The 11337-nt window shown below is 62.5% G+C and carries 9 protein-coding genes; 3 read left to right on the top strand and 6 right to left on the bottom strand.

Annotated elements, in window-relative coordinates; all coding sequences use genetic code 11:
- Both AC5RWX_RS24985 and AC5RWX_RS24980 read left to right on the top strand, forming a co-directional pair.
- A partial coding sequence (locus AC5RWX_RS24985; protein ID WP_494098976.1) for a carbohydrate ABC transporter permease occupies nucleotides 1–396 on the top strand: 396 nt, incomplete at its 5' end.
- A 91-nt stretch (nucleotides 397–487) separates the two neighbouring features.
- Nucleotides 488–2161 (top strand): glycoside hydrolase family 13 protein, encoded by a 1674-nt coding sequence (locus tag AC5RWX_RS24980; protein ID WP_494098977.1) that lies wholly within the window; start codon nucleotides 488–490, stop codon nucleotides 2159–2161.
- 365 nt (nucleotides 2162–2526) lie between these two features.
- Here AC5RWX_RS24980 and AC5RWX_RS24975 read toward each other — a convergent pair whose 3' ends face one another.
- The 4 genes from AC5RWX_RS24975 to AC5RWX_RS24960 form a co-directional block, all read right to left on the bottom strand.
- A complete protein-coding gene (locus AC5RWX_RS24975; protein WP_494098975.1) occupies nucleotides 2527–4242 on the bottom strand; it encodes a dihydroxyacetone kinase family protein in 1716 nt (571 codons plus the stop codon).
- A 201-nt stretch (nucleotides 4243–4443) separates the two neighbouring features.
- Nucleotides 4444–5256 carry a triose-phosphate isomerase gene (tpiA, locus tag AC5RWX_RS24970; RefSeq protein WP_494098974.1) on the bottom strand — a complete coding sequence of 271 codons (813 nt, stop codon included), beginning with the start codon at nucleotides 5254–5256 and terminating at the stop codon, nucleotides 4444–4446.
- A 45-nt stretch (nucleotides 5257–5301) separates the two neighbouring features.
- A complete protein-coding gene (locus AC5RWX_RS24965; protein WP_494098973.1) occupies nucleotides 5302–6726 on the bottom strand; it encodes a dihydrolipoamide acetyltransferase family protein in 1425 nt (474 codons plus the stop codon).
- 34 nt (nucleotides 6727–6760) lie between these two features.
- Entirely contained in the window at nucleotides 6761–8935 is a 2175-nt protein-coding gene (locus AC5RWX_RS24960) for an alpha-ketoacid dehydrogenase subunit alpha/beta (RefSeq protein WP_494098972.1), read from the bottom strand.
- A gap of 225 nt (nucleotides 8936–9160) precedes the next feature.
- On the opposite strand from AC5RWX_RS24960, the gene AC5RWX_RS24955 reads away from it, so the two are divergent.
- Nucleotides 9161–9895 (top strand): GntR family transcriptional regulator, encoded by a 735-nt coding sequence (locus AC5RWX_RS24955; protein WP_494098971.1) that lies wholly within the window; start codon nucleotides 9161–9163, stop codon nucleotides 9893–9895.
- Between the two features lie 39 nt (nucleotides 9896–9934).
- Here AC5RWX_RS24955 and AC5RWX_RS24950 read toward each other — a convergent pair whose 3' ends face one another.
- The gene (locus AC5RWX_RS24950) at nucleotides 9935–10723 is read right to left on the bottom strand and encodes an HAD-IA family hydrolase (RefSeq protein ID WP_494098970.1); all 789 of its coding nucleotides are present in this window, start codon (nucleotides 10721–10723) and stop codon (nucleotides 9935–9937) included.
- On the bottom strand, nucleotides 10720–11337 hold a 618-nt coding region (locus tag AC5RWX_RS24945; RefSeq protein WP_494098969.1), incomplete at its 5' end, for a class II fructose-bisphosphate aldolase. The genes AC5RWX_RS24945 and AC5RWX_RS24950, both read right to left, overlap by 4 nt.

The following is an 11337-nucleotide window of genomic DNA, read 5'->3' as shown; positions in this document are numbered from 1 at the left end:
CACATCGTCTTTGCCCTGGCGTTCAATACGATGCTGTTCACCGCGTTCCTGCGCTCCATCCCGCTGGAACTGGAGGAAAGCATGCGCATGGACGGCGCCGGCACGTGGCAGGTGTTTTGGAAGCTCATTTTCCCCCTGCTCGGACCCATGAGCGCTACCGTCGGCATCTTCGCTTTCATCGCATCATGGAACGACTTCATGATGCCGTCGCTCATCATCTCCGACCCGGAACTGCAGACGATCCCGGTGTTGCAGAAGATCTTCCAGACCCAGTTCAGCAACAGCTACAACGTCGCCTTCGCCTCCTACCTGATGGCGATGGCACCCGCGATCGTCGTCTACCTGTTTACCCAGCGCTGGGTAATGGCCGGCCTGACACAAGGCGCCGTCAAGTGACTCAAGCCGCTAAACCGATGACAGACAAAAAGTAAAGGAACTCGTTTTGCCTTCCATCCTCACCACGGAAACCAGCTCGGAGCCCAAGAACATGGCCGACCCCAGCTGGTGGCGCCAGGCCTCGGTCTACCAGATCTACCCCCGCAGCTTCTCTGACTCCAACGGTGACGGCATCGGTGACATCAACGGCATCACCGCCAAGGTCCCGTACCTGAAGGAGCTTGGAATCGACGCGGTCTGGTTGAGCCCCTTCTACCCCTCGGCCCTCGCCGACGGCGGCTATGACGTGGACGACTACCGTAACGTTGATCCACGGCTGGGCACTCTGGAGGACTTCAACGACATGGCTGCCGCCCTGCACGCCGCCGGCATCAAACTGATCGTGGACATCGTGCCAAACCACTCCTCGAACCGCCACGAGTGGTTTCAGGAAGCCCTCGCTTCGCCCAAGGGTTCCCCGGCCCGGGACCGCTACATCTTCCGGGACGGACTCGGCGAAAACGGTGAACTGCCGCCGTCAGACTGGGATTCCGTGTTCGGCGGTCCGGCTTGGGAGCGCATTACAGAACCCGAGGGAACCCCGGGACAGTGGTACATGCACATCTTCGCCAAGGAACAGCCGGACCTTAACTGGGACAACGCCGAGGTCCGCGAAGACTTCCTGAAGACCCTGCGGTTCTGGTCCGACAGGGGCGTGGACGGGTTCCGCATTGACGTCGCCCATGCCCTGACCAAGAACCTCGAAGAGTCCCTGCCCACCAAGGCAGATCTTGAAGCACAGGGCGAGGCGCTCTACCTTGCCGGTGCGCATCCGTACTGGGACCGCGACGAAGTCCACGAGATTTACGCAGAGTGGCGCAGGGTCTTCAACGAGTACAACCCCCCGCGCACCGCCGTCGCCGAGGCCTGGGTGCACTCGGACCGCCGGGCCCGCTACGCCAGCCCGGAGGGCCTTGGACAGGCCTTTAATTTTGACCTGCTGCAGGCCGACTTTGACGGCGCCCAGTTCCGGAACATCATCACCAAGAACCTGGCCGAGGCTGAGGCTTCCGGCGCTTCCTCCACGTGGGTGTTCTCCAACCACGACGTCGTCCGGCACGCTACCCGCTACGGGCTTCCCGTGTCCGGGGCCTCGGTCGAGGGCGAGATCATGGCCGGCGAGGCGGGCAAGCAGTGGCTGCTCGCCGGCGGCAAGCAGGAGGACGTCGACGTCGAACTCGGCCTGCGCCGTGCCCGCGCCGCATCGTTGCTGATGTTCGCCCTTCCGGGCTCTGCATACCTTTACCAGGGTGAGGAACTCGGCCTGCAGGAAGTCGGCAGCGAAATTCCCGACGCAGAGCGCCAGGACCCGGCCTTTTTCCGCAACAAAGGCGTGGAAATCGGCCGTGACGGCTGCCGTGTCCCGTTGCCCTGGAAAACCTCGGGCAACTCATTCGGTTTCGGAACGGGCGGCGCCCACTTGCCGCAGCCAGAGTGGTTTGCGGGTCACTCAGTGGAAGCCCAGGAAACGCAGGAGGACTCAACGCTGTCCCTCTACCGCGAGGCGCTGGCCCTCCGGTCACAGCTGCAAACCACCGAAACGCTGGAATGGCTGGAGACCGGCCGGACCGATGTCGTGGCTTTCCGGCGCCCCAACGGCTGGACCTCTGTAACGAACTTCGGTACGGAGGCCTTCAAGCTGCCCGCCGGCAAGGTACTGGTCTCCAGTTCACCGCTCCAGGCCGACTCCCTGCCCGGAGCGACCACTGCCTGGCTCCAGCCGTAGCTGTATTGAGCGCTGTAATGAGTCAAAGCTGAAAGAGCGGCGGCGAGGAAACTTCCCCGCCGCCGCTCTTGTTTTGGCCAGATTTAGTACGCCCAACCTGACGGTGGGAACTGTCCGTTCACGGGAAGAATAAGCTGATTGAAACCCTCGCAACCTGACATAGTATCCGTCATCGGCGTTGTAGAAATGGGAAAGGCTCTATTCCGGGTGGCAGTTGCCCGACTCAAGTGCTGAGCTGCGTGCTGCCCCCTGCCGAATCAGAACGATTCCAAGAATCTACAACAACGATGACCTTCTAGAGCGACGTTGTGTGGGCAGAACCTTGACCCTCGAGGGTCCACGCCATCTTGCTCAGGCAGCTGACACTAGAGATGGTTTTGACTTGCGATTACGGCGATTACATATGCAAGGGATGTAGCTCCTGCATCAGCGTGACCAACGCTTCGCTCAGCCAGTGGCCTGGCGCGGCCAATCCGCGGCCGCATGGGAGCAGTGGCCACTGCCGCCGATGCTGCAGCCTCGGCGGCAGCGCTCCACGCCTTAGCGATCGGCGACCCTGCCGCTACCTCCGCCTTGAGCGTCTCGACGCACGGGATAAGCGCATCCAACATTGTTTTGTCGCCCGGTTCGGCCTTGCCCACACGCTGGAGGGTCTGCAGCGCTTCCTCGGCAGCCTGCACCTGCATGGCAGGGGTCACGGACTCCGTGTCACCAAGCGCCCGGCCGGCTGCTGCCAGCATGGCGCCCCACAGCGCCCCGGAGGTTCCTCCGGCCTGTGCAGACCATTCGTGCCCTGCGGCGGCGAGTACAGTCTTGGATCCGCCGCCCTGGCCGGCGACCTCGCGGGCTGCCGCCAGACCGTTTTCCGCACCACGGACCATGCCTACACCATGATCACCGTCACCGGCGAAGGCGTCGAGATTTCCCAGTTCCTCCTGCCGGTCTTGAAGCATCGCCAGCGTTGCGGCAAGTCCATCCACGATGGCACGTGCAGCGGCCTGGGACTTGTCGCTTCCGGCCTCCTCCACGGAGATTTTGGGCGCGTCGGTCACCAGCTTCGATTCGTCAATGAAGCGGCGCGCGGCACTGACGCCGCGGCGGATTGCGGGCGTATCAACGGGTGCGTTCCAGTACTGCTCGATTTCGTCGTCGAGCCAGGTAAGGGTCAAAGAAATGCCCCCCATGTCCATGGACGTAGTCAGCTCACCCACCTCACAGTCCGCTACCTCGACGCCCAAATCGCTAAGCAGGCGTTCCACAGCCCCATACGTGACAAACAGCTCTTCGTATGTTGTTGACCCCAGGCCGTTAACGAACGCAAGCACGCGGTTGCCGCTGTCGTCAGGACGGTCCTTCATGAGTCCTTCCACCAGCAGCTGGGCCACCTCGTTGGCGCTGCTCAGCGGCGCGTCATAAATTCCGGGCTCGCCGTGGACCCCGAGGCCCACGCCCATCTTGCCTTCCGGAACCATGAAAAGCGGGTGGTCCGCGCCCGGCAAAGTGCAGCCGGAGAAAGCCACTCCGAGCGTCCGCGTCCTGTGGTTGACGTTGTTGAACACCTGAATGACCTCATCAAGGGTTTTGCCCGCTTCGCAGGCAGCCCCCGTGACCTTAAAGACAGGGACCCAGCCACAGATGCCGCGGCGCTTGTGCATCTCCTCAGGCGGAGCAGAAGCGATATCGTCAGTGACCACTGCGATTTCTGCCGGAATTCCTGCCGCTTTAAGCATTTCCGCTGCTTCCCCGAAGTGCAGGACGTCCCCGGCGTAATTGCCGAAGGCAAGGAGGACACCTCCGCCCTTGTCGGCAGCCTGCCCAACGCTGAGGGCCTGGACGGCGGACGGGGACGAGAAGATGTTACCGAAGACAACTCCGTCCGCCATGCCCTGGCCCACCCAGCCGCCGAAGGCCGGGTAATGTCCGGTGCCGCCGCCGACAATCATGGCTACTTTGCCCTCGCGGCTTTCGGTGGCGCGTACCGCCCCGCCGAACACCTTGCGAACGTAGCGTTTGTTGGCCGCAATGAAGCCTTCGGCGAGTTCAGCCGGAAAGTCGCTGGGGTTGTTCACCAGGAACGTCATGATGCGCTCCGTCCCCAACGGGTGGCCTTGAGTTTCCCTGCAGGTGCCATGCGCTGCTCCTCACACTTCTTTGTGTTGGTCCTCTTGTTATGATCACAGGTCGTGCTTTGGGACACTATCGCCCCTCAATGGTTCATTCAAGTGCATGCTCTTACATGTCTAGCCGACCATCAGGGTCGGCGCCCGCAACGGTGAACGATGTCAGAGGGCGGGGGCGTGCACGGACGTGGCAATTGCGGCAAACTCCGCAGCATCCAGGCTCGCCCCTCCCACCAGCACGCCATCGACGTCGGGTTGCTGCAGGATCTCGCCGGCATTGCTGCCCTTGACGGATCCGCCGTACAGCAGTCGGACCGCTGCAGCGGACTCCGCGGAGAACAAACTGCTGATTTCACCGCGGAGGGCGTGGCACATCTCCTGGGCGTCGCCAGGCCCGGCAACTTCACCCGTACCAATCGCCCATACCGGTTCATAGGCCACCACCAACACCGCCAACTGCTCCTGTGTGAGGCCCTCAAGTGCGGTGCGGAGTTGCCCTACAGTGTGCTGGATGTGCTTGTCCGAGCGCCTGGTGGCGAGGTCCTCACCCACGCACAGCACAGGCACCAGCTGGTGCCGGTAGGCGGCCTGCACCTTGTCCCGCACGATGCTGTCCGGCTCGTTGTGTATAGTGCGGCGTTCACTGTGGCCCACCAGCACATATTTGCAGCCGAGCCGCGCCAGGAACTGTCCGCTGGTATCTCCGGTGTAGGCACCGGAATCCTGCGGCGAAAGATCCTGGCTGCCGCATGCGATAGGCAGCCCTCTTTCCTGGCACCGGCCCTGCACGCTGCTGAGGCTCGTAAAAGGCGGAAACACCGCCACCTCGACCGCTTCCGGATCATGGTTTCCCTGCTGCAGAACTTCCGCCAGCTGGCCCAGCAGTTCGGGCCCCTGGACATGGTCCATGTTCATCTTCCAATTGCCGGCGATAAGCGGTGTCCGGAGCGATCCCGCTGCGTGTTGAGATGTCATAGCTCTCCAGGTTTCGTTCGGGGCATTGGCCGCCCGGGGGGGTGGCTACAGGAGGATCTGCATGGGGTTCTCAACAAGTTGCGCGAGCCGGTCCAGCCACTTCGCTGCCACGACTCCATCAACGGGCCGGTGGTCAACGGACAGCGTCACTGTGACAACATCCCCGGCCACGATAGCTCCGTCCGCAGCGACAAGAGGCTGCCGCCTGGCAGCGCCGATGGCCAGGATGGCGGCCTGTGGCGGATTGATGATGGCCGCGAACTCGTCGACGCCGAACATACCCAGGTTGGTGATCGACAGCGTCCCGCCCTCAAGCTCGGATTGCTGCAGCCGGCCTTCATTGGCACGTCCCACCGCATCTTTGATTTTCGAGGAGAGGCTGGTCAGGGAGAGGCTTTCGACGCTGCGGATGGTGGGCGTCACCAGCCCCCGGTCACTTGCCACCGCCACCGATATGTCCGCGGCAGGGAAGGAAACAACAGCCTCCTCCGTCCAGATCACGTTCATTTCCGGAACGTCCACCAGCGCATGCCCCGCCGCCTTGACAAAGAAGTCGTTGACCGAGACGCGCACCTCCGACTGCTGGTTCACCTGGGCGCGCAGTTCCAGCAAGGCGCTCACGTTCAACTGCCGTGAAAGGTAGAAGTGTGGCGCAGAACGTTTGCTTTCCTGCAGTCGGGAGGCAATCAGCTTGCGGAGCTTCGAGTGCGGCTGGGCCGTACCAACTGCCTGGACCGGCGGTTTGGCAGCAACAGGCGCCGAAGGTGCAGGCGCAGGTTGGCTGTGGGCGGGTGCTGATGGTGCCTGGGCTGGTTCTGCGGCTTCAGTGGAGTTGGCTGCAGCCTTGACGTCGTCACGCACGATCCGTCCGCCCGGGCCGGAGCCGTTGACGGCGGTCAGGTCGACGCCAAGTTCTTTTGCGAGCCGTCGCGCCAACGGGCTGGCAAAGAGCCTGCCGTTGGAGGACGGGGCCGCCGGGGAGCCGCCCTTGTCGTCCTTTTCGACCGCCGGCACAGCCGCGTCTTCTGCGGTTGCTGGGGTTGGCTCCGGCACTTCCATTGGCCCGGCACTCACCGTTTCGGATTCCACCGCGGCGGGCACAGCCGTGACGGTGTCTCCTGCATCGGCGTCGCCCGCCTTGTCGACCGAGGCGTCAGCTTTCGGAGAAACGGTCGGGTCCGCCCCGCCCGTCAGCTGGCGCAGCAGCTCCTCGCCGGCGCTGGTAGGTTCGCCCGGGGCGAGCAGGACGGCGATAGGGTCGCCGACGGGCACCATGTCCCCGGCAGAGGCCAGCAGGGCGTGAACGATGGAGTCCTCGTCAACTTCGACGTCCACCACTGCCTTTTCTGTCTCAACAGAGGCAATGGAATCACCCGCGGTCAGGGTGGCACCCTGGCCCACAAGCCAGTTCTCGAGGGCGGCCTCGTCGGAATCGGCGGATACGCCGGGCATTCTTAGTAAACGTGCCATGTCAGTTAAGATCCTTTCCTGTTCCCGGCCGGCTTCAGACCAGGCCCTTGAGCGCAGCGACGATATCGTCCGTGCTGGCGAGGGCGGCCTTTTCGAGCACTTTGGAAATACTGGGGGACGACTCAGCTCCGCTGACACGGGTCACGGGAGCATCCAGCCAGTCGAAGAAGCGGCTCTGGATTTCGTCAGCAAGCCAGCCGCCGTAGGAAGTGCCTGCCGAACCCTGCTCGACGATCAGAACCCTGTTGGTCTTCCGGATGGACTCACCCACGGTGTCCCAGTCAAGGCTCGCCTTGTCCAGCCAGCGGAGGTCGATGACCTCACCGTCCACCTGTGCGGCGTCGACGGCGTCAAGGCAGCGCTGGACCATTGACAGGTAGCTGATGACTGTAACGTCCGCGCCTTGGCGGCGGATCTCCGCCTTGCCAAACGGCAGGCAGAAGTCCAGATCCTTGGGGGCCGGCTGGACGGCTTTGTAAAGGTCGGCATCGTGTTCGAGGACTGCAATGGGGTCCTTCATCCGCATGGCGGTATTCAGAAGGCCAACGTAGTCAAGCGCGGTTGAGGGAGCGATGATGCGCCAACCGACGCTGGTAGCCAGGATGCCGGCAGGGTCCATTGAGTGCTGCGAGCCGTACCCGGTGTTCGTGCCGATCTTTATGCGCAACAGGAGCGGCATGTCGTGCTCACCTCCGAACATATGCCGTGCCTTACCGATTTGGTTGAAGAGTTGGTCGGCGGCCACCCACAGGAAGTCGGCGTACATCAGCTCGATAACTGGGTAGTAGCGCCCGTCAAGTGCCAGGCCACCGCCAAAACCGGTGAAGGCCGCCTCGCTGATCGGTGTTCCGAGGGTACGGTCCGGGAAATCGTCAGCAAGGCCCTTGGTTGCACCACGGGAGCCTCCGTTCAGCCGGTGGACATCCTCACCCAGGACCACAATGCGGTTGTCCTGTTCCATCCGCCGGTGCATGACCTGCGCGATCACATCGACGAACTTCTTGTCTTCGAGTTCATCCGGTCCGAAGTCGGACGCGTTCTTGACCGCTGCGTTATCCAGCGCAGGGATGCCACCGCGGATACCGACGTTGATAAAATCGGGGCTGGGCCAGAGATGCTCGCGGATCCGCAGCTGTCCTGGCTTTCCTTCCGGCTCCTGCTCAACGATGGTGCTTCCGATGTCCTGCATCAGCTTCTTGGAGCGGGCCCGCACGTCTTTGGCCTCCTCGGCCGTTAGGATTTCGCGCCGCATCAGGTGCTGCTCCACGAGGGCGATCGGGTCACGCTCGCGCCACGACTTTTCCTCATCCTTGGTCCGGTAGCCGAAGGCGCTGCCGGGGAAGGGGCCGTTCTGGTGGAAGAACCGGTAGGTATCGGCCTCAATAATGGTGGGACCGCCGTTGTCCCGCATGTAATCCACGGCCGCCTTGGTGGCAAGGTACACGGCCAGCGTGTCCTGGCCGTCAACCCGCCAGCTTGGAATACCGAAACCAAGCCCGCGCCCGGACAGCCGGGCCTCGCCGGTGGCTTCCCCGACACTGGTGGAAACGGCGTACTGGTTGTTCTCGATGAAGAAGCACGTGGGTACGGTCCACGCCGCTGCAAGGTTGAAGGATTCCAGCACGGAACCGATATTCACTGCGCCGTCACCGAAGTAGGAGAATGCAACGTTGTCCGTCCCGGCGTGACGGCTTGCCCAGCCAAACCCGACCGCGAACGGCACGGCACCGCCGACGATGGCATTGGTGCCCATGGCTCCCGCTTCCGTCCACTGCAGGTGCATGGAGCCACCACGACCGTTGCAGTAGCCGTCGGCAAGGCCGGCGATCTCGGACAGGGTCCGGTACAGCACTTCCCGCACTTTCGGTGAGAAGTCTTCCCGGGGGTCGAAGCCGCCTGGCTGAACGTGGCCCAGAGCCTTAGCGAGGAACTGGTGGTGGCCCCGGTGGGATCCGTTGATCTGGTCCGCGCTGACCAGCGGAAGGATCGAACCGACTGCGCCACCTTCCTGGCCAATCGAGGAGTGGGCAGGGCCGTTGATCAGCTTTTGACCCGCGAGCTCTAGCACGTATTCCTCGAATGCCCTGATGAGGTTTAGTTGCACGAGCATGGTCTGCAGCAGAACCGGGTCGGCCGCATCCCAGTCAGATTTGGTAGTTCGAAGCTCGACCCATTGGGCGGCAGGTTTCAGGCTTACGGTAGTTGCCATTGATCCTCATCCTCGTGAATCAGCCGCTATGGAGCGGCCATAACAGTCCGCCGTACTGCTGCAGGCGTCAGGTATATGCTGGGCGGAACACGGGAGGTCTTCCGCCGCTATCAGGTTACCGTACAAGTCTATACATGTATATATTGTTAAGACGTCGTATGATTGCATGACGGCTGATCATCAAACCGGATGTAACAGGTCCGGACATGAGGAGAGAACCACACGGTGACTGAAACCCTCGACCGCAATTCAGCGGTTCCGCTTTATCTGCAACTTGGGGAGCTGATCCGGGGAAAAATTGCGCGGGGCGAATGGATACCGGACCAGAAGATCCCCTCCGAAAATGAGTTTAACGCCCTATTTGGCATCAGCCGTATGACATCCCGGCAGGTCCTGGCGAAGCTGGTTGAGGAGGGCCTTCTTTTCCGGGTGCAGGGTAAAGGCACGTTCGTGGCTCACCAGAAGATCAGCACCCGGTCCCCGTCATATATGGGCATCCGCGAGCAGCTGGAGCAGCAGGGTTATACCACCAGTACGGAGATTCTCAGCGCCCGGCTGGTTGACGCCGATGCCAGGGTTGCACGCGAGCTCGGCATCGAGGAGGGAACTCCGGTGTATGCAATTCGGCGGCTCCGCAGGGTGGATGAGGTTCCCATCAGCCTGCACGAGTCCTTCGTTCCCCAAGCACTGGCGCCGGGGGTAACGGATCACGATCTCGCTACGCAACAGCTGTGCACAGTGCTGGAGCACAGCTACGGCCTGCAGATGGCGAAAGTGACTGAAACCTTGGAGACCGATACCGCATCCAAAGCCGATGCGAAGCTCTTTGGCAACCGCGCTGGCATGCCGCTCCTGTTGCTGGAGCAGCGCATCACATCCTCCTCAGGCGTGGCCTTCGAGTTCTCGCGGATTCATTTCCGTGGTGACAGAATCCGGCTTGAGTTCCACTACGACCTCTGATCCTGCGCCAGAGGCCGTAGTGGACTGCCGGAGGGGTTGTCAGGCCAGCGTTGCGGCCCTGTCCTGGATGATGCGGCTTAGCCCCTGAAGGTCTATGAATCCCTCCGCATTGCGTACGTCCAGCCCTGCGAGGACCCTGGCCGGGGTGCCGGGTTCGCCGAGTGAATCAACCACTGTGGCTGCGGCGGGGAACTCGTCCTCGCCGGTGAAGTGGCTGACGGTGACCAGGTGGGCCATTCCGGCGGCTGCCGCGGCGGCGGCGCCCGATTGCGAGTCTTCGATCACCACAACCTCCTCGGGCCGGCAGCCCAGCTCCGATGCAGTGAGAAGGTAGATGTCGGGAGAAGGCTTCTTGGCCGGCACGATGTCTCCGGCGAACACGCCGGCCATACGCTCGCGCTGCGCGGGCCCGATGACGGACGCCAGGACCGCTTCCACGCTTTTCTCAGCCGACGTTGAGGCGCAGGCGACCTGCCAGCCGGCGTCCAGCGCCTCCCCGATGATCCGGGCTACTCCGGTGCGTCCGGGCAGTGCGCCGGAATCCACGAGGTCAACGTAAATTCCCGACTTCAACTTGTGCGCGGCTGCGATTTTTTCATCAAGCGCATCCCCCGCCCCGAGATCAATTTCCGGATGGTGGGCAAGGTAGGCCTTTATTCGTTCCTTTCCTCCGCCGATGCGCAGCAGGGGTCCGTACTCCTCGGCGCTCCAGCGGAACGGGAAGCCCAACTGCTCGAAAGTACGGTTGAAGGCGACCAGGTGGCCGTCGAGTTCCGTTTCCGCAAGAACCCCGTCACAGTCCAGGATGAGGGCGCGGGCGGAACTCATGACAGCACCCCGGCACGCTGGGATGAACCGAACAGTGCAACGTGCTCGAGCACGATTTCGGTCACTGCCGCACCGATTTGGTCAAACAGTTTCACGGGCTCCCATTTGCCTGTTCGCTCCGCCTCCGCAAGGTGGTCGCGTGCTGAGTGCATATAGGCGAGTTTAAGCGCGGTGGAAATGTTGATCTTGGAAACCCCGGCCGCGATAAAGGCCTGGAACTCTTCGGCAGCGAGTCCTGTGCCGCCGTGCAGCACAATCGGGATATCGGTAAGGGTTGTCAGTGCCTGGACCCTTTCAACCAGCAATACGGGTGCTGCCTTGTAAAGCCCATGCGCCGTACCCAAAGCCGGAGCAATCAGGTCGGTTCCAGTTTCGGCTGCTACCTCAACCAGCTGGGCGTCCGGGTAAAAGTGGACGTTTGGGTCGTCGGAGCCCACCCCGTCCTCAACGCCAACGATGTTCTCTATTTCACTTTCCACGTCCACGCCCGCCGCGTGTGCCTCCTCGCACACTTCGGCAGTCTCCCTGCGGGCCACGTCAAACGGGCGGTCGGAGGCGTCGAACAAAACCGAGGACCAGCCATGGTGAATCGCTTCGGTGATCACCGCCCGGTC

The organism is Arthrobacter sp. SPT-J7 (assembly GCF_059089965.1).
Note: the sequence above shows the minus strand (reverse complement) of the source record. Positions and strands in the feature narration are given on the sequence as shown.